This window comes from Brachybacterium sp. AOP29-B2-41 (assembly GCF_052378395.1).
In the GTDB taxonomy this organism is placed as follows: domain Bacteria; phylum Actinomycetota; class Actinomycetes; order Actinomycetales; family Dermabacteraceae; genus Brachybacterium.
Genome location: NZ_JBQSXR010000005.1, coordinates 121,406 through 143,133 on the forward strand (window position 1 = coordinate 121,406; position 21,728 = coordinate 143,133).

At 69.9% G+C, this 21,728-nt stretch carries 18 protein-coding genes; 6 read left to right on the forward strand and 12 right to left on the reverse strand.

Translation table 11 applies throughout. The features are described 5' to 3' along the window. Positions 1-87: 87 nt before the first annotated feature. The 7 genes from ACT3T9_RS06820 to gcvT form a co-directional block, all read right to left on the reverse strand. Positions 88-342 carry a hypothetical protein gene (locus ACT3T9_RS06820; RefSeq protein WP_441444364.1) on the reverse strand — a complete coding sequence of 85 codons (255 nt, stop codon included), beginning with the start codon at positions 340-342 and terminating at the stop codon, positions 88-90. A 66-nt stretch (positions 343-408) separates the two neighbouring features. After that, complete coding sequence (locus tag ACT3T9_RS06825; RefSeq protein ID WP_444606185.1) at positions 409-1,152, reverse strand: gamma-glutamyl-gamma-aminobutyrate hydrolase family protein; 744 nt, start codon at positions 1,150-1,152, stop codon at positions 409-411. Positions 1,153-1,306: 154 nt separating this feature from the next. Beyond that, entirely contained in the window at positions 1,307-2,452 is a 1,146-nt protein-coding gene (locus ACT3T9_RS06830; RefSeq protein ID WP_441444362.1) for a glycosyltransferase family 4 protein, read from the reverse strand. A 257-nt stretch (positions 2,453-2,709) separates the two neighbouring features. Beyond that, on the reverse strand, positions 2,710-3,921 hold the full coding sequence (locus tag ACT3T9_RS06835) for a cobalamin-independent methionine synthase II family protein (RefSeq protein ID WP_441444361.1): 1,212 nt from the start codon (positions 3,919-3,921) through the stop codon (positions 2,710-2,712). Positions 3,922-4,042: 121 nt separating this feature from the next. Beyond that, on the reverse strand, positions 4,043-6,985 hold the full coding sequence (gene gcvP, locus ACT3T9_RS06840) for an aminomethyl-transferring glycine dehydrogenase (RefSeq protein WP_441444360.1): 2,943 nt from the start codon (positions 6,983-6,985) through the stop codon (positions 4,043-4,045). Positions 6,986-7,097: 112 nt separating this feature from the next. Further along, positions 7,098-7,469: a glycine cleavage system protein GcvH gene (gene gcvH, locus ACT3T9_RS06845; protein ID WP_441444359.1), complete on the reverse strand. Its 372-nt coding sequence runs from the start codon at positions 7,467-7,469 to the stop codon at positions 7,098-7,100. 144 nt (positions 7,470-7,613) lie between these two features. Continuing rightward, a complete protein-coding gene (gene gcvT, locus ACT3T9_RS06850) occupies positions 7,614-8,747 on the reverse strand; it encodes a glycine cleavage system aminomethyltransferase GcvT (RefSeq protein WP_444599626.1) in 1,134 nt (377 codons plus the stop codon). Positions 8,748-9,178: 431 nt separating this feature from the next. Between gcvT and ACT3T9_RS06855 the strand changes: the two genes are divergently transcribed. Next, positions 9,179-9,697, forward strand: a complete 519-nt coding sequence (locus ACT3T9_RS06855) for a GNAT family N-acetyltransferase (protein ID WP_444599633.1) — start codon at positions 9,179-9,181, stop codon at positions 9,695-9,697. 124 nt (positions 9,698-9,821) lie between these two features. Here ACT3T9_RS06855 and ACT3T9_RS06860 read toward each other — a convergent pair whose 3' ends face one another. Beyond that, positions 9,822-11,054, reverse strand: a complete 1,233-nt coding sequence (locus ACT3T9_RS06860) for an arginine deiminase (protein ID WP_444606186.1) — start codon at positions 11,052-11,054, stop codon at positions 9,822-9,824. Positions 11,055-11,258: 204 nt separating this feature from the next. Between ACT3T9_RS06860 and ACT3T9_RS06865 the strand changes: the two genes are divergently transcribed. Together ACT3T9_RS06865 and ACT3T9_RS06870 are read left to right on the forward strand one after the other, a co-directional pair. After that, a complete protein-coding gene (locus tag ACT3T9_RS06865; protein WP_444606187.1) occupies positions 11,259-12,104 on the forward strand; it encodes an aldo/keto reductase in 846 nt (281 codons plus the stop codon). After that, positions 12,101-12,880 carry an SIR2 family NAD-dependent protein deacylase gene (locus tag ACT3T9_RS06870; RefSeq protein ID WP_441444354.1) on the forward strand — a complete coding sequence of 260 codons (780 nt, stop codon included), beginning with the start codon at positions 12,101-12,103 and terminating at the stop codon, positions 12,878-12,880. The genes ACT3T9_RS06865 and ACT3T9_RS06870 overlap by 4 nt, the downstream gene beginning before the upstream one ends. 103 nt (positions 12,881-12,983) lie before the next feature. On the opposite strand, the gene epsC is transcribed toward ACT3T9_RS06870, so the two are convergent. Beyond that, positions 12,984-13,571, reverse strand: a complete 588-nt coding sequence (gene epsC / locus ACT3T9_RS06875; RefSeq protein WP_441444353.1) for a serine O-acetyltransferase EpsC — start codon at positions 13,569-13,571, stop codon at positions 12,984-12,986. Between the two features lie 14 nt (positions 13,572-13,585). Next, complete coding sequence (gene cysK / locus ACT3T9_RS06880) at positions 13,586-14,515, reverse strand: cysteine synthase A (protein ID WP_441444352.1); 930 nt, start codon at positions 14,513-14,515, stop codon at positions 13,586-13,588. 252 nt (positions 14,516-14,767) lie between these two features. Here cysK and ACT3T9_RS06885 point away from each other — a divergent pair, with 252 nt between their 5' ends. Both ACT3T9_RS06885 and ACT3T9_RS06890 read left to right on the forward strand, forming a co-directional pair. After that, a complete protein-coding gene (locus ACT3T9_RS06885) occupies positions 14,768-16,405 on the forward strand; it encodes a DUF5129 domain-containing protein (protein ID WP_444606188.1) in 1,638 nt (545 codons plus the stop codon). A 123-nt stretch (positions 16,406-16,528) separates the two neighbouring features. Further along, positions 16,529-18,106, forward strand: a complete 1,578-nt coding sequence (locus tag ACT3T9_RS06890) for a DUF5129 domain-containing protein (protein WP_444606189.1) — start codon at positions 16,529-16,531, stop codon at positions 18,104-18,106. A gap of 59 nt (positions 18,107-18,165) precedes the next feature. Here ACT3T9_RS06890 and trpS read toward each other — a convergent pair whose 3' ends face one another. Together trpS and ACT3T9_RS06900 are read right to left on the reverse strand one after the other, a co-directional pair. Continuing rightward, positions 18,166-19,242, reverse strand: a complete 1,077-nt coding sequence (gene trpS, locus ACT3T9_RS06895; RefSeq protein ID WP_444606190.1) for a tryptophan--tRNA ligase — start codon at positions 19,240-19,242, stop codon at positions 18,166-18,168. Continuing rightward, positions 19,239-20,258, reverse strand: a complete 1,020-nt coding sequence (locus ACT3T9_RS06900; RefSeq protein WP_345078062.1) for a LacI family DNA-binding transcriptional regulator — start codon at positions 20,256-20,258, stop codon at positions 19,239-19,241. Before ACT3T9_RS06900 ends, trpS begins: the two co-directional genes overlap by 4 nt. A gap of 160 nt (positions 20,259-20,418) precedes the next feature. On the opposite strand from ACT3T9_RS06900, the gene ACT3T9_RS06905 reads away from it, so the two are divergent. Then, positions 20,419-21,693 (forward strand): sugar ABC transporter substrate-binding protein, encoded by a 1,275-nt coding sequence (locus ACT3T9_RS06905; RefSeq protein WP_444606191.1) that lies wholly within the window; start codon positions 20,419-20,421, stop codon positions 21,691-21,693. Positions 21,694-21,728 lie beyond the last annotated feature (35 nt).

Here is a 21,728-nt window from a genome sequence, read left to right on the forward strand (position 1 = left end):
GAACAGCATCCCTGCCGGCGATTCCCGCCAGAAATGACTCGTGCCCGGCCGCCGTGAGGCGCCGGGCACGAGGAATTTCAGGGGAGCTCAGGAGAGGAAGCGCGGCACCAGATCGAAGGTGCCGTACAGCGCGACCATGCACAGCGCGAGGCCGCCGACGAAGAGGCCGACCGAGGGCTCGGTCATCGGCATCATCGACATCATGTAGAGCCCGGCGGCGAACAGCCCGAAGAGCACGATGAAGAGCACCACCGATAGGACGATGTTGTTGCCCTTCGAGGTCACGTTCTCGTCCTGATGCGTCTGCGCATCGGTCGCGTCCGCGACATGCTGGTTGCTCATGCTGCCTCTTCCTCTGTGTCACCGATCTCTGCGTCCGGCACGGGGCTCGGACGACCGTTGCCCATCTTAGACCAGGGAGGGTGTGACCGTGGCCGTGTCGCGGTGGCGGATCGCCGTGAGCAGGCTCTCGAAGATGCTGCGCCCCGCCTCGCCGTCGATCTCGGGGTGCCACTGCACGCCGAGCACGCTCGATCCGTGCTCCGCTTCGACCGCGAGGGCCAGGCCGCTGTCGTGGCGGGCCACGATCCGCAGATCGCCGCGGACGGTGCGGATCCCCTGGTGGTGGAAGGCAGTGACCTCGGCGCGGGTGCCGAGCGCGAGGGCGAGGTCGCTGGCCGCATCGAGCTGCGCCTCGACGCGGGTGGGCTCGAGACCTGTCGTGGGATGGGCGGGCAGGTCCGTCGGCAGGTGACGGTGGAGCTCCCCGCCCTCGGCGATGACGATGACCTGCAGGCCACGGCAGATCCCGAGCACCGGCACGTCATTGCGTCGGGCGGCACGGTACAGCGCCGTCTCGAAGGCGTCCCGCTCCGGGTCTGGGGTCATGTCGGTGGCGAGCGACTCCTCGCCCCAGGCGGTGGGATCGAGATCGGTGCCGCCGGTGAGCACGAGGCCGTCCAGCTCGGCGATCTCTTCGTCGCTCCATTCGTCCTGCGGGGCGATGATCACGGGTCGCGCACCGGCTTCCCGCAGGGCACGCACGTACTGCTCGTTGACCGCCACGGCATCATGGCCCGCCCAGGCGCCGGACATCATCGTGCGGGTCCCCGCGGTCACGCCGATGAGCGGGCGACGAGTGCGCTGCGCCATGATGTTGTCCCTTCCGCAGAGGAGCGATGTTCCGGGCCGTCGGTCGACGACTGGACCCAGTTCATCGCGCCGGCGGCATCGCGGGCGAACTATGTGGCGGAATGTGACAGCAGGTTTGTGACGGGGGACGGGACGGAGCCGAGGGAAGCCGGGATCAGAGCAGGGCGTCGACCTGTCGGTGCTGCTCGATCGCCTGCAGGTAGTAGCCGCGCAGCTGCTCGGCGAGCACCGGCCAGGTCCGCTTGCGCACGGACTCCTCGGCCGCTCGGCCGAAGGCCTGGCGTTTCGCATCGTCGAAGAGCAGATCGCTCGCGTGCTCTCTCAGCTCGTCGAGCATGCCCGGGGAATAGAGCCAGCCGGTGCGGCTGGGGGCGACGAGGTCCACCGGCCCTCCGCGCCGCGGGGCGATCACCGGCAGGCCGGAGGCCATGGCCTCCTGGAGGGTCTGGCCGAAGGTCTCGAGCTCACCGGGGTGGATGAACAGGTCGGCGCTGGCGAGGTGGGCGGCGAGGTCGGTGCCGGTGCGGAATCCGGCGAAGCGCGCCCGGGGCATGAGCCGGCGCAGCGACTCCCCCTCGGGCCCCTCCCCCACGATCAGCAGTCGCACGCCGGGCATGTCATGGATGACCTTGAGATCCTGGACCTGCTTCTCGGCCGCGAGCCGGCCCACGTAGATCACGAGCTTCTCGTCCGGCCGTGCATATCTCGCCCGCAGCGACGGGCTGCTCAGCTCCGGCGAGAACAGGGTGGTGTCCACGCCGCGCCGCCAGAGGTCCACCCGTTCGATGCCGTGCTGGAGGAGCTGGTCCCGGGTCGCGGTCGAGGGGGCGAGGTTCACGGTCGCGCGGTTGTGGACGTCGCGCAGCAGCTGCCAGGTGGCGTTCTCCAGGAACGGCATCCCGTACCGGGCGGTGTATCCGGGGATGTCGGTCTGATAGACGGCGACGGTGGGCACGCCTGCCTTCTGGGCGGCGACCACGGCCCGGCCGCCGAGGATCATCGGTGAAGCGAGGTGGATGACATCGGGCTGGAACTCGTCGATCCGCCGCCGCAGCGCAGCGGCACTGGTGGCGGCGATCCGCACCTCCGAATAGCCGGGCATCGGGGCCGAGGCGACGCGGCGCACCCTCACCCGTCGACCGCAGGCGGTGCGCAGGTGCTTGTCCGCTCCCGGCCACTGAGGGGCGATGATCCCGAGATCGTCACCCGTGGCGGCGAAGTGGTCCACGACGCGGAGCACGGAGCCCGTGACCCCGTTCATGTGCGGAAGGAATGATTCGGAGACGAAGAGAATCCTCACGCCATCGATGATGCTCCTGGTGCTGGTCCTCCGCGCGATGGACGCGTGACATCTGGATGAACACTTGGTCCGCATGAACACTTGGTCCACGTCTGCGGCCGAAAGCCCGGTGGAACAGTGGCCGCCGCCCGGTGGAGCAGCGGCCGCGGCCTGATCATGCGGGCGGCCGCCGCCCGATCGTGCAGAGGGCAGCCGCCCGACGGGGGCAGGGGGCGGCCGCCAGATGGGGCCGGGTGCGACCGCTGGCGCGATCCGGGTCAGAGACGCTGCGAGGCGAGCTTCGCGCCCTCCACCAGCGACTCGAGCTTCGCCCAGGCGATCTGCGGGTGGATGCGCCCGCCGAGACCGCAGTCGGTCGAGCCGATCACGCGCTCGGGGCCGACGATCTTCGCGAAGCGCTCGAGACGCTGCGCGACCAGTTCGGGGTGCTCGACCACGTTGGTGGCGTGCGAGACGATGCCGGGCACGAGCACCTTGTCGGCGGGCAGCTCGAGGTCCTGCCACACGGTCCACTCGTGCTCATGGCGCACGTTCGCCGCCTCGAAGCTGTAGTACTTCGCGTCGATCTCCAGCAGCAGCGGGGCGATGTGGCGGAACTCGATGTCGGTGGTGTGCGGGCCGTGCCAGGAGCCCCAGCAGAGATGGAAACGGGTCTGCTCGGTGGGCACGTTCACCAGGGCGCGGTTCACCGCGTCGACTCGCTTGCGGGTGAAGGTGAGGTAGTCCTCGACGCTCGGCTCGGGGTTGATCTGGTCCCAGTTCTCGGCGATCGACGGGTCGTCGACCTGCACGGTGAGTCCGGCGGCGGCGATCGCCTCGTATTCGGGGCGCATCACGTCGACCCAGGCGTCGAGGAAGGCGTCCTCGTCGCCGTAGTGATCATCGACGATGCGGCTGCCGGAGCCCGGCGAGAGGGAGTTGAGGAAGCCGTGCTCGTACCCAGCGGCCTTGAGCGCCGCCCGGATGTTCCTGGCGTCCTGGTCGACGAGCTCGCGGCCGACGTCGGAGAACGAGACCGGGCCGGTGGCCGCGGGGAACGTGGTCTGCGCGCCGACGGTGATGCCGGAGCTCGGATCCTGGTATGCCTCGGCGAAGGTGGTCCAGTCGCGACGATCGGGGAAGGTGGTCAGGCGCACGTCGCCCGGGCTCGAGCGGACCGGTTCGGCGGAGAAGTGGTCGCTGCCGGTCAGCTCCAGACCGCTGACGCGGTCGAAGATGTACGACCACCAGGAGCCGTAGTTCACGGCCGAGCCCATCAGGTGCCCGTACTCGCCGTCGTTGGGGATCGCGATGCCGATCTCGCGCTGCTTCGCCACCACGTCCACCACAGCCTGGCGCAGCACCTCGCGGAACTCGGCGGTGGGTTCGGGGGTCAGTCCGTCGGCGCCGACGGGGCGTTGCGCATTGGCCGCGATCAGCTCGGGGCTGCGAGGGAGGGAGCCGGCATGGGTGGTGAGGATCTCGGTCATGCACAGAGCCTAGGAGCAATGACGCCCCGGTCGGAAACCGGGGCGTCACAGCTGTTCATATCGGCGGGGCCCACCGGGCGGTCCGGCCCGGGCTCAGTCACGCAGCCAGGCCGGGCCCGGCTCAGTCACGCGGCCAGGTCGGGACCAGGTTGCGGTCGCCGTAGGCCTGCTCGACGCGGCGCACCGGCGGCCAGTACTTCGACTGGATCCGCATCTGGGCGCTGTCGTGGACGGAGTCGTCCTCGAGCGCGGTCCAGCTGCCGGGGTAGACGGCGACCTCGCGGGAGTACGGGTGGGTCCACTCCCCCGTGACGACCGACGCCGCGGTGTGCGGGGCGTTGACCAACGGGTTGTCCTCGGCGGGCCAGGTACCGGCCAGGACCTCCTCGGCCTCCTTCGCGATCATCAGCATCGCGTCGACGAAGCGGTCGATCTCGGCGAGGTCCTCGGACTCCGTCGGCTCCACCATCAGCGTGCCCGCCACGGGGAAGGACATGGTCGGAGCATGGAAGCCGTAGTCGATGAGCCGCTTGGCGACGTCGTCCACGGAGATCCCGGTGCGAGCGGTGAACGGGCGCAGGTCCACGATGCACTCGTGGGCCACCAGACCGTTCTCCCCGGTGTAGAGGATCTCGTAGGACTCGGAGAGGCGGCGCGCCATGTAGTTCGCCGCAAGCACCGCCGAGGCCGTCGCGTGGCGCAGCCCGTCCGGGCCCATCAGCCGGATATAGGTCCAGGTGATCGGCAGGATCGAGGGGGACCCGTAGGGCGCCTGGGAGACCGGGGCACCGCCATGGGGCTGCTCGCCCTGACCGACCACCGGGTGCTCGATCTGCTGCATGGCGGGATGGCCGGGCAGGAAGGGCGCCAGGTGCGCCTTCGCCGCGACCGGCCCGACCCCGGGGCCGCCGCCGCCGTGAGGGATGCAGAAGGTCTTGTGCAGGTTCAGGTGGGAGACGTCCCCGCCGAACTCGCCGGGGCGCGCCACCTGCAGCAGGGCGTTGAGGTTCGCGCCGTCGACGTAGACCTGACCGCCGGCGTCGTGGACCAGCTCGCAGACGGTGCGCACCTCCTCCTCGTAGACACCGTGGGTGGAGGGGTAGGTGATCATGATCGCGGCGAGCTCGTCGCCGTGATCCTTGATCTTCTGCTTGAGGTCATCGAGATCGATGTTGCCGCGGGCATCGGAGGCGACGACCACCACGCGCAGACCGGCGATGACGGCGGAGGCGGCGTTGGTGCCGTGCGCGGAGCTCGGCACCAGGCACACCTCACGGCTGCTCTCGCCGCGCGAGGCGTGGTAGGCACGGATCGCGAGCAGGCCCGCGAACTCGCCCTGCGAGCCGGCGTTGGGCTGCAGGGAGACGGTGTCGTAGCCGGTGAGGTCCGCGAGCCAGGTCTCCAGCTGGGTGATCAGCTCGAGGTAGCCGGTCACGTCCTCGCGGGGAGCGAAGGGGTGCAGGGCGTTGAAGCCCGCCCAGGTGATGCCGGCCATCTCGGTGGCGGCGTTGAGCTTCATGGTGCACGAGCCCAGCGGAATCATCCCCCGGTCCAGGGCGAAGTCACGGTCCGCGAGGCGGCGCAGGTAGCGCATCATCGCGGTCTCGGAGCGGAAGGAGGAGAACACCGGGTGCTGGAGGAAGGGGTCCTCGCGCACCAGGCCGTCCCAGCCGTTGCCGGAGTCGACCTCGGCGAGCTCCTGACCGGGGGTCGGTGCATGGGGGGCGAAGGCGGCGGCGATCGCCTCGAGGTCCGCGACGGTGGTGGTCTCGTCGAGCGAGAGGTGCACGAGGTCATCGCCCACGGTGTGCACGAGGAAGCCGGCGTCCTTCAGGGACTCCGCCACAGCGCCCGCGATACCGGTGGCCCGTACCTCGAGGGTGTCGAAGAAGCTGTCTCCGACGAGCTCGAAGCCGCTGCGGCGCAGCAGGTCCGCGAGGACTGCGGTGCGGTCGGCGACGGTGCGGCCGATGCGGGTCAGTCCCTCGGGGCCGTGATAGACGGCATACATTGCGGCCATCACGGCCAGCAGCACCTGCGCGGTGGTGATCGCGCTGGTGGCCTTCTCGCGGCGGATGTGCTGCTCGCGGGTCTGCAGGGAGAGCCGGTAGGCGGGGTTGCCGTCGGCGTCCTTCGAGACGCCCACGAGGCGTCCCGGCAGCTGGCGCTCGAGGCCCTTGCGCACGGCGACGAAACCGGCGTGCGGGCCGCCGAAGCCGAGCGGGATGCCGAAGCGCTGGGAGGTGCCGACGGTGACGTCCGCCCCGAGCGAGCCCGGGGAGGCGAGCATGGTCAGGGCCAGCAGATCGGCGGAGACGATCGCGATCGCCTTGGTGGACTTCACCTCGGCGATGACGTCGCGGGGGTCCCATACCCGGCCGGAGGCGCCCGGGTACTGGAGGAAGGCGCCGAAGTACTCGCCCTCGGGGGCTCCTTCGCGGGCGAAGTCGACCTCGCGCAGCTCGATGCCGAGCCCGTCGGCACGGCCCTGGAGCACCGCCTTGGTGGCGGGGAGGGTGTCGGCGTCGACCAGGAAGACGTTGCCGTTGCGCTTGACGTGGCGGCGGGCGAGCAGCATCGCCTCGGCGGCGGAGGTCGCCTCATCGAGGGTGGAGGCGTTGGAGAGGTCCATCCCGGTCAGATCGCAGATCATGGTCTGGAAGGTCAGCAGCGCCTCGAGGCGGCCCTGTGAGATCTCGGGCTGGTACGGGGTGTAGGCGGTGTACCAGGCAGGGTTCTCCAGCACGTTGCGCTGGATCACGGCGGGGGTGTGGGTGTCGTAGTAGCCCAGCCCGATCAGCGAGCGGTGGACCGTGTTGCGGTCGGCGAGAGCCTGCAGCTCGACCAGTGCGGCGGGCTCGGTGACGCCGGCGGGGACCACGGAGCTGACGCTCCGGGGGCCCTCGGACTGGTCCAGCAGGATCGTGCTCGGCACCGCAGCGGTCAGCATCTCGTCGAGGGACTCATAGCCCAGGACCTCGAGCATGTGACGCTGCGCGTCGGGATCGGTGCCGACGTGGCGGCGGACGAAGGAGTCGTGAGCATGCGCAGGCGATGCGGTCATGAAGGAGTGCCCCTGGATGTTGCGTGCGGTTCTGGATGGATGGAGCCGTCCGCGCAGCGGTGCGCGGCACCGGCAGGAGGCGGCTGCCCAGCGGCCGCCGCCTCCGCGACGCTCAGGCCTCGGTGAATGCCTTGTAGTCCTCGGCGCTCAGCAGATCGTCGGGCAGCGCCTCGTAGCTGGCCTTGATCAGCCAGCCCTCGTCGAAGGGCGAGGAGTTGACCAGCTCGGGCGTGTCCACGACGGCGTCGTTGATCTCGGTGACCGTGCCGCTGATCGGGGAGAACAGGTCAGAGACGGATTTGGTCGATTCGATCTCGCCCATCTCGGTGCCGGCGGTGATCTCGCCGTCCACCTCGGGCAGGTCGACGTAGACCACGTCGCCGAGCTGCTCGGCGGCGTAGTCGGTCACGCCGATGACGGCCACGCCATCGGACTCGACGCGGACCCACTCGTGGTCCTTGCTGTAGAGGAGTTCTGCGGACATGGGATCAGTCCTTCCGGAGAGGGGTTGGGGGGAAACTCGGGTGGGTTCAAGAGCAGCAGGGCCGGCGGGAGGTCGGCCCGGCATGAGATCGGTCCCGGCGGAAGGTCGGTCCCGGCGGAAGACCAGTCGCTGTTCAGTCGCAGCTCAGTCGCGACGGTAGAAGGGCATCTCGACGACACGGACCGGAAGGTCCTTGCCGCGGACATCGACGATCAGCTCGGTGCCAGCCTCGGCGACGCTGGTGCGCACGAAGCCCATCGCGATGGGGTGGCCGAGGGTCGGGGACAGCGCACCGGAGGTGATCGCCCCGACGTCTCGTCCCTCCGCGTCGCGCACCTGCGCGCCGGCGCGTGCGGCACGGCGGCCCTCCGCGACCAGGCCCACCAGGACCGGACGGTCGGTCAGATCCGCCGCCTCGATCCCCGCGCGGCCGACGAAGTCCTCCTTCGACTTCAGGGCGACGACGCGCGCCATGCCCGACTGCGCGGGGTACAGGTCCCGGCCGAGCTCGTTGCCGTACAGCGGCATCCCGGCCTCGAGGCGCAGGGTGTCGCGGCAGGCGAGGCCACAGGGGGTGAGGCGGTCCCCGCCGACGGCGGTGAGCAGCTTCCACAGCTCCGCGGCCTGGTCGTTCGGGATGTAGAGCTCGAAGCCGTCCTCGCCGGTGTATCCGGTGCGGGCGATCAGCATCGACTCCCCGCGATAGGTGGCTTCGGCGAAGCGATAGTTCTTCATCTCGGTGAGGTCCTCGGCCGAGAGTCCCTCAACCCCGCTGTCCGCGCCGAGCAGCGCATCCAGCAGGATCTGCTCGCTCTGGGGGCCCTGGACGGCGATCAGCGAGGTCCGGGAGGAGGCGTCGTCGACCTCGACGTCGAAGCCCTCCGCCCGGGCGAGCAGCTCGGCGGCGTCGACCTCGGCGTTGGAGGCGTTGGCGACCACCAGGAAGTGCTCGTCGGAGAAGCGGTAGGTGATGACGTCGTCGATCACACCGCCGTCTTCGGTCAGCAGCAGCGAATACTTCGCGCGCCCCACCGACATCGCCGACATCTTCCCGGCGAGCGCATGGTCCAGGGCCTCAGCGGCCTGGGGCCCGCGCAGATGGATCTCGCCCATATGGCTGAGGTCGAAGAGACCGGCGCTCTCCCGCACGGCCTTGTGCTCGGCAAGGTCCGAGTCGTACCGGACCGGCATGCGCCAGCCCGCGAAATCCGTGAACGTCGCACCGAGCGACTCGTGGACCGCCTCGAGGGCGGTGCTGCGCAGGTCCTGCTCAGCCATGGTGCTCCTTACTCGTCCCGGGGAGGCTTGCGCTCCCACCGTCTGCGTCCTGATCTGCCTCACGCGGCACTCTCGCGGCACGGGCGGCACCGAATCTGCCGGGCACAGCACATGCCGCACCGACCAGTGCGCCACGTCGCTGTGTCGCAGGCTCACCATACCGCCCGCGCGGCCACCGCGACGCAGGTGCAGGCACTTCAGTCGCCGGGCATCGGGCCGCGGATCCGGCGCGAGATTCAGCCTGAGAGCGGGCCGTGGATCGGTCCGTGGATCGATTCGTGGATCGGTTCGTGGATCGGTCCATGGGTCCGGCACGAGTTCGGGCCAGGGGCCCAACGACCCTCGACCTGTCCCGAGTACCTAGTACCGTGGGGTGCGTGACAACGGAAGGCACGACAGAGTGGCCGGTACGGATCCACAGCCCACGGCTGGTGATCCGGCCACCAGGCGACGCTGATCGCGCAGCGCTGATCCGCCTGATGACCGATCCCGTCACCCGGGAGTACCTCGGCGGAGCGGTCGACTACGCCTCGCGACAGGCATTGGAGCTGTCACCACTGGGGCTGACCTGGGGACGCTGGGCGCTCGCGCTCGCCGAGGACGACACCATGATCGGATCGATCTCGCTCGGTTACGACCGCGGCGAGCTCGAGATCTCCTATGCGCTGCTGCCGGAGTGGACGGGTCAGGGCTTCGCGGCGGAGTCCTGCATCGCCCTGCTGGACTGGGCCCGCCAGGAGCTCGAGGACGAACACGTCATCGCCATCAGCCAGACCCGCAACAAGCGCAGCGTGGAGCTGCTGCGCAAGCTCGGCTTCACCGTGCGCAAGGGGCTCGAGGAGTTCGGTGCCCAGCAGCTGCTTCTCGAGCGTGCGCTGAGCGTGCCGCTGCCGGAGTACGCCCAGCCCTTGCAGACCGCGGCCGACCCGCCGCCCCCAACGCGCCGCTGAGGTTCCCGGCTCGCTGCTGAGCTTCCCGGCTCGGCGCTGCGGTTCCCGGCTCGGCGCTGCGGTTCCCGGCTCGGCGCTGCGGTTCCCGGCTCGGCGCTGAGGTTCCCGGCTCGGCGCTGCGGGCTCAGTCGCGGGCGACCGGGCAGCTCATGCAGCGCGGACCGCCACGCCCGCGTCCCAGCTCGTCCCCGGCGAACTCGAGCACCTCGACCCCCTGGCCGCGAAGGTACTCGTTGGTGGCCGCGGCACGCTCGTAGGCGACCACCTTTCCCGGAGCGAGGGCCAGCACGTTGCAGCCGTCGTCCCATTGCTCACGCGCGGCGGCGTAGGCGTCCAGCGGCGGGGTGAGCACCCGCAGCGAGGGGACGCCGAGTCCGCGCGCGAGCACCTGGTCCATCTCGTCGGCCGGCCTGGCCCTCGAGACCAGCCGCTCCCCCGGGCGCTCGATCTCGAAGGTCTCCAGCGGCTCGAGCGAACCGAAGCGCAGCATTGACTCCTCGTCCACGACGGTCGTGACGGTGTCCAGATGCATCATCGAACGGCGGTGCGGCAGGGCGACCGCGACCACCCGTTCCACCGACCCGTCGGCCAGCAGATCCGCCGCGAGCCGTTCAACGCCGACCGCGCTGGTGCGCTCGGACATGCCGACGGCGACTACCTGCGGCGACAGCATCATCACGTCGCCTCCCTCGACCGTCGCTGCGCCGGCGCCGTCCCGGCCGACGATGCGCCGGGGTGCGGCGGCGCCTGCGAACTGCGGATGATGGCGGTAGATCAGCTCCAGGTGCAGGCTCTCGCGCCGCCTGGCGGGATGGCGCATCGGGCTGACGGAGACGACGTCCCCGATCCAGGCAGAGGAATCTCGGGTGAACATGTGGTTGGGCAGCGGGTCCAGGACCAGGTGCTCCTTCCCCGCTCGGTGCAGGGCGATCGAACGGGGGCTCACCCCGAGGGCGTCGAGCTCGCCGACGGTGATGCCCCCGATGAGCACCTCGATCAGCGGCCCGGGCGCGAGGTCGGCGAGGGCTTCGTGGAGGTCCTGCACGGCGATGTCCCCGAGCACCGCCGGGTCCAGGGCGCGATGCAGCAGCTCCCGGCGCAGGGCGGGATCGTCCAGCAGGTCGGTGAGCAGTCGGGTCAGCTCGAGCACCTCGACGCCCTCCCCGCGCAGCAGGTCACTGAACTGCCGATGCTGGGCCCGGGCCCGGTCGAGCCAGAGCACCTCGTCGAACAGCAGCCCTTCGCGGGAGTCGGGGGTCAGTCGTTCGAGCTCGGCGCTCGGCTCGTGCACGATCACGCGGCGCAGCGGCGAGATCTCGTCGTGCACCCCGATCGGGAGCTCTGCTGACACTGCCATATGAACTCCTCGGTTCGTCACCTGAGTGCCCTCTGCAGTGAGCGCACGTCCTGTCGGCGGTGCGAGCACGTTAGCAGAGCACGGCACACCGGCCGGTTGCCGCGGTGTGCGCACCACCCTCTCCCGGCGACCCGGTGTGCACATCCCGCCTGGCGATGGCTACGCTGGCGGGGTCCGCATCTGCTCTTGCCTCAGGAGGAACCTGTGACCGCTTCCGCGCTGTCCATCCCCACCACGACTCTCGCCGACGGCACCGCGTTCCCGCTGATCGGGTTCGGCACCTCCAGCATGAAGGGTGTCGAGGGTGCCCGCGCGATCGGCTCGGCGCTGCGCTCGGGATACCGCCTCATCGATTCGGCGGCCCAGTACGGCAACGAGGCCGCCGTCGGGCAGGGGCTGCGGGACAGCGGCGTCGACCCCGACGAAGCGCTGGTGACCACCAAGATCGCCGGCGGGGACCAGGGCCGCGAGGCAGCCCGCGAGGGATACCTCGGCTCGCTGCGCCGACTGGGTCTCGAGCGTGCCGCGCTGGTGCTCATCCATTGGCCGAACCCCTCCCGCGGGCTGGCCCTGGACACCTGGCGCACCCTGATCGACCTGAAGGAGGAGGGGAAGGCCCTGCACATCGGGGTCTCGAACTTCCGCCCGGAGCAGGTGCAGGAGCTGATCGACGCCACCGGGGTGACTCCCGAGGTGAATCAGATCCAGCTCTCCCCCGCCCTGGCCCGCACGGAAGCGGTCGCCTTCCACCGCGAGCACGGCATCGTCACCCAGGCCTGGGGGCCGCTGGGCGGCCGCGACGGGCTCTCCGCGCAGTTCGCGCTGCAGAAGGTCGCGACCAAGCATGGTGTCGAGCCCTCACAGGTCTCGCTGCGCTGGGCGATCGATCAGGACATCGTGGTCATCCCCAAGTCGCAGAATCCCGAGCGTCAGCAGGCCAACGCGACCCTCGACGCGATCCGGCTCGATGACGAGGACCGCACCCTGCTGGCCACCCTCGATCTGGGAGAGGACGCCGCCTGGGACTCCCGCGAGCACGAGGAGTGGTGAGCGCAGCCGGCCGCTTCGCGCCCGGGCCTGAGCATCAGGAGATCGTCTTCCTCACCGGCTCCGGGATCAGCGCCCGCACGGGGCTCGGCACGTTCCGGGGGCCGAACGGCCTCTGGGCGCTCGAACCCGAGACTGAGCAGGCGATGCACGCCGAGCTGCTCCCGGGCTCGCTGCCCCAGCTGTGGCGGGTGTGGGGGCGGATGGCGCGGATCGCGCTCGAGCACGGCCCCACGCCCGGGCATCGAGCGATCGCCCGCCTGGGTGCCCCGGTGATCACACAGAACATCGACGGCCTGCATCAAGCTGCGGGCAGCGAGGTGGTCGCCGAGCTGCACGGCAGCGCCCTGCGCGCAGTGTGCCTGAACGAGCACTGCACCTGGAGGACGCTGCTGAAGCCCGGGGACGGCTCCCGACCCACGGACCACGGCGTGCCCGCGACCTGCCCTCAGTGCGGGGCTCCGCCGCGGCCCGATGTCGTGCTCTTCGACGAGCAGCTCCCGCAGGGCGCTCTCGAGCTCGCGATGCGGCTGGCGAAGCGCGCCGATCTGTTCGTCGTCGTCGGGACCAGCGGGGTCGTGTTCCCCTCCGCGCAGCTGGCACCGCTGGCAGCGGCGCACGGCGCGACGACGGTGCTGATCGACATCGACCCGCCGGTCGGCTCCAGCACGCTCTTCGACCATGTCCTCGCCGAGGACGCCCATGAGGTGCTGCCGGACTGGGAGCGTCGCCGGCATCAGGTGGGCGGGACGTCCTTCCTGGACCCGTTCTCCGTCTGAGGAACTCGGGTCCGATCTGAGGCGCGCCGCATCTGATCTGAGGCACCCGGATCTGATCCGAGGCACCTGAGCTGACAGGTTCCGAGCCCGAGCAGATCGGGCCTCAGATCCAGATCGCGGGGTCCATCTGCTCCTCGGGGTGGGCGGCCCCGGTGCGTACTGTCGCCGGGATGCCGATGGCGGTGGCCTGGGCGGGGACGTCCTTGACGACCACCGCGTTGGCCCCGATCTGGGCGGCCTCGCCGATGACCACCGGACCGAGCACCCGGGCGCCGGCACCGATGGTCACACCGTTGCCGACCGTGGGGTGGCGCTTGACGCGCTCCATCGACCGGCCTCCGAGGGTGACCCCGTGGTAGAGCATGACGTCGTCACCCACTTCGGCGGTCTCCCCCACCACCACGCCCATCCCGTGGTCGATGAAGAAACGGCGCCCGATCGTCGCGCCGGGATGGATCTCCACCCCGGTCAGCGAGCGAGCCCCCTGGGAGAGGACCAGCGCGGGCAGTTTCGCACCACGGGCCCAGAGGCGATGCGCGAGCCGATGGGTCCAGATCGCGTGCAGCCCCGGTGAGGTCAGCATGATCGACAGGTCATCGGTCGCGGCGGGGTCACGGCGATGCGCCGCCGCGAGGTCCTCTCGGACGCTCGCGACGACGTTCATCACCCGATCCAGCGGGCTCTTCGCCATGATCGTGTCCGCGTTCAGTCCGCGAGCTCGGCGTACAGCGGAGTGGAGAGGTAGCGCTCGCCGAAGGAGGGCACCACCACGACGATGGTCTTCCCGGCGAACTCCTCGCGGGAGCCGACGCGGACGGCCGCTTCGATGGCGGCACCGGAGGAGATACCCACCAGCAGGCCCTCGGTGCGGGCCACGGAGCGGGCGCGGGCCATGGAGGTCTCCGCGTCGATGTCGATGACCTCGTCGTAGATCTCACGGTCCAGGATGCTGGGCACGAAGTTCGCGCCGAGGCCCTGGATCTTGTGGGGGCCGGGCTGGCCGCCGTTGAGGATCGCGGACTCCTCGGGCTCGACGGCGAAGATCTTCACCTCGGGCTTGCGCTCCTTGAGCACCTGGCCGACGCCGCTGATGGTGCCGCCGGTGCCGATGCCGGCGACCACGGCGTCGACGGTGCCGTCGGTGTCGTTCCAGATCTCCTCCGCGGTGGTGCGGCGGTGGACCTCGACGTTGGCGGGGTTGTCGAACTGGCGGACCTGGACCGCGCCGGTCTCGGCAGCGATCTCCTCGGCCTTCTCGACCGCGCCCTTCATGCCCTTGGGCGCCTCGGTGAGGATCAGCTCGGCTCCGTAGGCGCGCAGCAGCATGCGCCGCTCCTTGGACATCGACTCGGGCATCGTGAGGATGACCTTGTAGCCGCGCGAGCTGCCGATCATAGCCAGGGCGATGCCGGTGTTGCCGCTGGTGGCCTCGACGATGGTGCCGCCGGGCTGCAGCTGGCCGGACTTCTCCGCGGCGTCGATCATGGCGACACCGATGCGGTCCTTGACCGAGCTGGCGGGGTTGTAGAACTCGAGCTTGGCGACAATGACTGCTTTGACCTCGTCTCCCAGACGGTTCAGCTTCACCAGCGGTGTGCGGCCGACGAGTTCGGAGACGTTCTCATAGATGGGCATGCTGCTCCTTGACGTTGCGTGGCCCGCACGGGCGAGCCCTAAGGTGATCTTGCCCCGATCATAACGGTGTAGGCGGTTCTGGTGCACGACATCGGGGTTCTGGTGCCCGACGCCGTGCGGAACGAGCAGGCGGAGCGGCCAGGTGGAGCAAGTAGAGCAAGTAGAGCGGGTAGAGCGGGTAGAGCGGGTAGAGCGGGTAGAGCGGGTAGAGCGGGTAGAGCGGGTAGAGCGACCGTCATCTACGCTCGGGCCATGCCTTCCGCGCCTCCCTTACAGCCCACCGCTGTCGCTGTTCTTGCGCCTGCTGCCGGTCACTGGATCGCGCAGTGGCGAACTGTCCTCATGGCGTTCTCCATCGCCCTCGTGCTGTCACTGGCGCTCCTCATGACCGGGGGCGCCGCCATCGCGCAGGCCGCGCCTCCCCGCACCGTGACGGTCACAGATCTCAGCGGAGAGGTGGATCCCGACGCGCTCGAGGCTGAGCTCGCAACGGTGGACTTCCGCACCGAAGTGCATCTGGTGGTGCTGGTGCTGGACGTTGCGGAGCTCGGCTTCTCGCCGTCCTCTGACGGGTCACTTGACAGCGCGGTACGGGCCTACGCTGGGGACACGGCCCCGGAGCTGCTCCATTCCAATGGGGTCGGCTATGCCGAGGGCACCGTGATCCTCGCCCTCGACACGACGAATCGCTTTGTCGGCGTCTATGCCGGACAGGACGTGGAACTGCGCGGCGGAGGCCCTGCCGACGTGCAGCAGGCCATGCGCAAGGACGCCCGAGCCGGGAAGTGGGAGCAGGCGCTGCTCGCGGGAGCGGAGACCTATGCCGACCGTCTGAGCCGCCCCTGGTGGCGCGGGGCCGGCGGAATGCTCCTGGCCGCGGTCCTGATCCTTGCCGGAGGCGCTGGCTTGACGCACCTGCTCCGCCTCCGTCGCGGAATTCTGGAGGACGTGGATGAGGCCGATAACCGCCATGCCCAGGTGCTGAGCGCCCGCACCCTCACCGACCGTGCGGCACGCGAGCTTCCCGAGGACTCCGCCTACGCGTATTCCGCACACCGGGCGCATCAGGAGTACACCGCCGGGATCACGACTCTCCAGCAGCTGCGCGATCAGCTCCCGGACACGGGGCAGCGAGGCGCGCTCTGGGGGCTGGTGCCTGCGCAGCAGAAGCTCGGCAGGGAGTATGCACAGACCCTCACCCAGGTCGACGCACTCGGTGACGAGGTCAGGATCTCCAGTGATCTGCTGACCCTGCGAGGCGGATGGCGCGAGCAGTGGGAGAACGAGCTCGAGCCGCTGCACGATTCGCTCGCGGCCCTGCAGGACAACTGCTTCCACTCCCGGAGCATGCCGCGGGCTGAGGCCGAGGCAGCTGCGGCGCTGGTGGACCGCGGACCGCGAATCGCGCAGGAGCTCGACGATCTCACCGCCCGCCTCGACGCCGAGGAGATCACGGCAGATGCCGCTCTGCATCGCCTCGACGAGATCACGCGGCAGCTGAGCGCCGAGGTGGCCGAACTCCGATCAAGGCGCATCAGCCGTCTGGCCGATGACCACGACGAGGAGGGCGTGCTGTGGGACAGTGCCGATGCGCTGGGGGCAGTGCCCTACCGTTCAGTGCGCGAGCGACGCCATACCCGAGAGGCTGCGGGCCGCGGCGAGCAGGACACCTTCTGGAGCATCAGCCCCGTTCGTTGGTACGTGCTCTGGCATGGCGGGTCCTACGCCGCGCTTGCGGATCAGCGTGCCCGGGAGGCGGACCGTGGAGAGTCCGGTTCGCTCCGCTCGGGTCGCGGCAGGGGCGTGCGCACCGGATTCTCCCGCCCTGGTCGCAGAGCGGGCCGGTCCTCAGGCGGGCGGTCCCGTTCAGGGAGCTCGAGCAGGTTCTGACCGTGGCCGGGCGGGCGCCGGATCAGATCCTCGGATCACATTCAGGTTCTGGACCGAGGTCCCCCGCTTCTGCCGACCAACGTCGGACGAGGTCGAGCACCTACGTTCCGTACGCTCGCCCCCATGGACTTCTCGCCCGTACCCGCCGTCCCGCACGCGAGCACCCCGGCCGCCGGGGCCGCTGGGGTCCGCTCGCTTCCACGAGTGCTCGCCCTGTGCGCGCTGCTCCTGCTCGCGTTCTCCGTCCTGGTCCCGGCACCGGCCCACGCTGTACCGCCGAGCACGGTGTCCGTGCTGGACACCACCGGTTCCGTCGAGAAGTCGGCGCTCGAGGACGATCTGGCGGAGGTCGACTTCCGCACCGAGGTGGACCTGGTGGTGCTGGTCCTGGACGTCACGGAGCACGGCTACAGCGCCTCCGAGGACACCGCGCTGAACGACACCGTGCGCGACCATGCCCAGACCTCGGCCCCGGAGCTGCTCTCCCCGGACGGTCAGCACTTCGCCGACGGGACCGTGATCCTCGCCGTGGATCCGGTGGGCCGCTTCCTGGGCACCTACGCCGGTGAGGACGTGAAGCTCAGCGAGGACGAGTTCAACGCGGTGCAGGAGTCGATGACCGAGGATACCCGGGACGGCCAGTGGAATGCAGCACTGCTCGCCGGGGCCGAGGAGTACGCGGACCTGCTGCAGCGGCCCTGGTGGCAGAAGCCCAGCGCCATCATCGCTGGCGCGGTCGCGCTGGGCGCCGCGGTCCTGACCGTCGTGAGCCTTGTCGGTCTGCGCCGTGCGGCCCGTCGTCGCGTGGATCAGTCCCTCCCCCGCTACCGGGACGTGCTGGCCAAGCGCGCGCTCACCGATGCCGCCGCGCGCACCATGCCCACCGCCTCTCCCTACGCACAGGCCATGCTGGAGGAACATGAGGAGTACGGGCAGGGGCTCACAGAGGCGGAGAGGCTCCACGCCGAGCTGCCCGCACCGGAGCATCGCCGTTGGAGCTGGGGATTCGCCTCGGCTCATCGCAGACTCGCGAAGGACTTCGAGAACACCGTCAGCCGGCTGGACGACACCGATGACGCCATCGTCTCCGCAGCCGATCTGCTGCATCGGATAGGTGACTGGCGTACGGCCTGGCAGCGCGAGCTGGACCCTCTGCAGGATTCCCTCTCAGGGCTCGAGGAGGTTCTCGCGAAGCGGGAGGAGATGTCGGAGGCGGAGCGGCAGGCTGCCGCGGAGCTGACAGAGCTCGGTGGGGACGTCGCCCGTGAGATGGACTCCCTCACCGCGCAGCTCAAGGCTGATCAGATCGATCCCGATTCCGCGCTCGAGCGCCTGGACACCCTGACCCGGGAGCTCTCGGCGGCGGTGATGCGGCTCCAGACCGTGCACATCGCCGAGATCGCCGAGGACGACGGGGAGGCCGAGGTGCTGCGGGAGGCCGCCGACGACGTCGACTTCTCCGAAGATGACGAGTACTCGTCACTGCGGGCGCGGCGCCATCGACGAGAACACGGGAGCGCAGGCGGATCCGCAAGTGATCAGTTCTGGAGCCTCAGCCCCGTGCTGTGGTACTCAAGCTGGCACCACGAGTCGACCTCGGCTCTGGAGACGCACCGCAATCCGCCGTCCTCGAGCGGAGGCAGCACCTCGGGCTACTCCTCGGGAGGCTTCTCCGGCGCAGGCAGCTCGAGCCGCTTCTGACCAGGAGACCGCAGCGGCCGGGGCGGTGAGCCCCGCCCGCTGCGTTGCTCAGATGCAGCTCAGTAGACCATCCCCATGTACTCGCGCACCTTCGACAGGGTCTCCTCCGCCGCGGCGTTCGCCTTCTCGTTGCCTGCGCGGAGCACCTGGAAGAGGTAGCCCGGATCCTGCTCGAGCTCGGCGCGGCGGGCGCGCAGCGGGGCGAGGTGTTCGTTGAGCGCCTCTGCGGTGAAGATCTTCAAGGTGCCGGAGCCTGCGTCACCGATCTCCGCGGCGATGTCCTCTGGGGTGCGGCCGGTGGACTGCGCGGCGATGGTCAGCAGGTTCGCGACCTCCGGGCGGCCCTCGGGGTCGAAGGTGATCTGCCGGTCGGAGTCGGTCTTGGCCTTCTTGATCTTCTTGAGGGTCTCGTCGGCGCTCATGCGCAGCATCACGGTGTTGCCGCGGGACTTGCTCATCTTGTGCTCGCCGTCCAGGCCCAGAATGGTCGGGGCCTCGGAGAGCAGCGCATCGGGCTCGGGGAAGAACTCCTCGCCCCCGGCGTAGCGCTCGTTGAAGCGGCGGGCGATCACCCTGGTCTGCTCGATGTGGGGCAGCTGGTCCCGGCCCACGGGGACCAGGTTGCCGTGGCAGAACAGGATGTCGGCGGCCTGGTGGACCGGGTAGGTCAGCAGCAGCCCGCCCATGGCGGACTTCCCGGCGGCGCCGAGCTCGGTCTTGACGGTGGGGTTCCGCTCGAGCTCGGGCTGGGTCACCAGCGACAGGAACGGCAGCATCAGCTGGTTCAGCGCGGGCACCGCGGAGTGGGTGAAGATCGTGGAGCGCTCCGGGTCGATGCCCGCCGCGAGGTAGTCGGTCAGCAGCTCGCGGACCGATCCCTTGATGTCCCCGATGACCTCACGGTCGGTGATCACCTGGTAGTCCGCGACGATCAGCCACGTCTCCACCCCTGCGTCCTGCAGTCGCACGCGGTTGCGCAGCGAGCCGAAGTAATGGCCGATGTGCAGCGCGCCTGTGGGGCGGTCGCCGGTGAGCATGCGCAGGCCGGAGGGGTCCGAGACGATCGTGGACCAGATCTCGTCGCTGCGCTTCTGGGCGGTGTCGTAGCTGGTGCGGGTGGTGTTCGGTGCGGTCACCGCTCCATTCTAGCGGCCCCGCCGGGTGCGGCCGCCGTGGAGCCGCGCACGATCAGCTGCGGGCGCACCACCACCTCGGTGCGCGTGGGGCGGCGTGAGTCCTCGCCGCCGCTGAGGGCGGTGCGCACGGCGGCCCGGGCGAGCGATCCGACGGCCTGGCGCACGGTGGTCAGCGGCGGATTGGTCAGCGAGGCCCAGAAGACGTCGTCGTAGCCGGCCACCGAGATGTCGCGCCCGACGCTCAGGCCCAGGGAGCGCACGCCCTCTAGGGCGCCCGCGGCCATCACGTCGGAGCCGCAGACGATCGCAGTCACCCCGCGCGCGACCAGGTCCCGGGCGGCCTCGTAGCCCCCGGCGTAGGAGAAGTCGGTGAAGGAGACCGGCTGGGGGTCCTCCGCCCAGTCAGCGGTGACCGCCTCGAAGGCGCGGAGCTTCTCGCGCACCGGCCAGGTGTGCTCATCGCCCACGGCCAGACCCACGCGCTCGTGGCCGAGCTCCTGGAGGTGGCTCAGCACCGCGCGCACCGCGTGGTCGTCGTCCGTCGAGAGGAAGGCCGCGTCGAGCTCCTCCTGCACGCCGTTGACGAGCACCAGCGGGATCCCGGCGGCGGTCACCTCGCGGTAGTGGTCCAGGGGGCCGCTCTCCTGGGCGTGGTGCCCGGAGACCACGATGATGCCGACCACGCCGCAGCGCAGAAAGCGTTGCAAGATCTCTCGCTCACGCTCGGCGGTCCGCGCCCGCATCGCCACCAGTGTGGAGGCGCCACGCTCGAACAGCTCCGCCTCGATCCGCTCGGCCCAGGAGGTGAAGACCTGGTTGTCGAGGTCGGGGACGAGCACGCCGACCAGCGGCCCGTCCTCCACCTGGCCAGCGTCGACAACGCGCCCCATCCGGCGCGCCACTTCCGTCACTGACCTGCGGGTCGCCTCGTTCACGCCGGAGCGCCCGTTGAGCACGCGGGAGACGGTCGCCTCGCTCACGCCGGCAGCCTTCGCGATATCGATGAGCCGCGCCATCACGCTCTCCCTCCGGACCCCCGGCATCCTCACCGTGGCCCAATCGTAATCTGCAAGATCTTGCACATTCTTGCACACAGATGGCCTAAGGGTCTACGGTGCTCCCATCAGGCACAGACCTGACAACGGTCGAGAACGACCACGATTCAAAGGAGAAGACGTGCAGATCCGTCGTAAGAGCTTCCTCGCACTGGGTGGCCTCGCAGCCTCCATGACCGTCCTCGCCGCATGCGGCGACGACTCGTCCTCCGGTGGCACCACCGGAGGCGACGCCTCCGACGGCGGCGGCGCCGCGGCCGGCGGCGACTCCTCCGGCCGCCTGGTGATCTGGGCCGACGAGGAGAAGGCCCCCGCACTCGAACCCTCCGCCACGGCGTGGGGCGAGGAGAACGGCATCGAGGTCGTCGTCGAGGTAGTCCCCGGTGACGAGCTCCAGAACAACTTCATCACCGCCAACCAGGCCGGAAACGGCCCGGACGTCACCATGGGCGCCCACGACTGGATCGGGAACCTGGTCCAGAACGGCTCCATCGCCCCGGTGCAGCTGCCCTCGGACGTCGGCGACACCATCGCGCCGATCGGCATCGAGGCCGTCACCTACGACGGCCAGACCTACGGCGTGCCCTACGCGGTCGAGACCCTCGCGCTCTACGCGAACCACGACCTCACCGACACCCCCGCCCCCTCCACCTTCGAGGAGCTGATCTCCGCGGCGGAGGCCGGCGGCGCCGAGAACATCCTCTCTCTGCCGATCGGCGAGGAGGGCGACCCGTACCACATGCAGCCCATCTACACCTCGGCCGGCGGCTACCTGTTCGGCAAGGACTCCGAGGGAAGCCTCGACCCCTCCGACCTCGGTGTGGGCGAGGAGGGCTCCCTCGCCGCGGCGGACAAGATCGCCGAGCTCGGCGAGCAGGGCGTGCTGAAGAACTCGATCAACGGCGACAACTCCATCTCGCTGTTCACCGAGGGCAAGTCCGCGTACCTGATCTCGGGTCCGTGGGCCCTGGCCGACGTGCGCGATGCGGGCTTCGAGTTCACCATCTCCCCCATCCCCGGCTTCGAGGGCATGGAGGATGCCGCGCCGTTCGCCGGCGTGAACTCCTTCTACGTCGCCTCCAACGCGGCCAATGCCGGCTTCGCCCAGCAGTTCATGACCGATGTGGCCTCCTCCCCGGATGTCGCCAAGGCCATGTACGAGGGGAACCCTCTGCCCCCGGTGAACCTCGAGCTGCGCGAGGAGATCGCCGCCTCGGACGAACACGTGGTGATCTTCGCCGAGGCCGCCGAGGCCGCCGATCCGATGCCGGCCATCCCCGCGATGGCCGCGATCTGGGGCCCGCTGGGCATCGCCCAGGCCAACATCGTCGGCGGCGCTGACCCGCACTCGACCATGGAGGGGGCGGGCGAGGAGATCGCCACCGCGATCGGCTGACGTCCCCGAGCCGATCGATCGTGCCCGCCGCCCTC

What these genes read in the sequence shown, in the direction of transcription:
- ACT3T9_RS06820 (WP_441444364.1), bottom strand. Translation starts at nt 342, where the DNA reads ATGAGCAACCAGCATGTCGCGGACGCGACCGATGCGCAGACGCATCAG.
- ACT3T9_RS06825 (WP_444606185.1), bottom strand. Translation starts at nt 1,152, where the DNA reads ATGGCGCAGCGCACTCGTCGCCCGCTCATCGGCGTGACCGCGGGGACC.
- ACT3T9_RS06835 (WP_441444361.1), bottom strand. Translation starts at nt 3,921, where the DNA reads ATGACCGAGATCCTCACCACCCATGCCGGCTCCCTCCCTCGCAGCCCC.
- gcvP (WP_441444360.1), bottom strand. Translation starts at nt 6,985, where the DNA reads ATGACCGCATCGCCTGCGCATGCTCACGACTCCTTCGTCCGCCGCCAC.
- gcvH (WP_441444359.1), bottom strand. Translation starts at nt 7,469, where the DNA reads ATGTCCGCAGAACTCCTCTACAGCAAGGACCACGAGTGGGTCCGCGTC.
- gcvT (WP_444599626.1), bottom strand. Translation starts at nt 8,747, where the DNA reads ATGGCTGAGCAGGACCTGCGCAGCACCGCCCTCGAGGCGGTCCACGAG.
- ACT3T9_RS06860 (WP_444606186.1), bottom strand. Translation starts at nt 11,054, where the DNA reads ATGGCAGTGTCAGCAGAGCTCCCGATCGGGGTGCACGACGAGATCTCG.
- epsC (WP_441444353.1), bottom strand. Translation starts at nt 13,571, where the DNA reads ATGGCGAAGAGCCCGCTGGATCGGGTGATGAACGTCGTCGCGAGCGTC.
- cysK (WP_441444352.1), bottom strand. Translation starts at nt 14,515, where the DNA reads ATGCCCATCTATGAGAACGTCTCCGAACTCGTCGGCCGCACACCGCTG.
- ACT3T9_RS06885 (WP_444606188.1), top strand. Translation starts at nt 14,768, where the DNA reads ATGCCTTCCGCGCCTCCCTTACAGCCCACCGCTGTCGCTGTTCTTGCG.
- ACT3T9_RS06890 (WP_444606189.1), top strand. Translation starts at nt 16,529, where the DNA reads ATGGACTTCTCGCCCGTACCCGCCGTCCCGCACGCGAGCACCCCGGCC.
- ACT3T9_RS06900 (WP_345078062.1), bottom strand. Translation starts at nt 20,258, where the DNA reads ATGGCGCGGCTCATCGATATCGCGAAGGCTGCCGGCGTGAGCGAGGCG.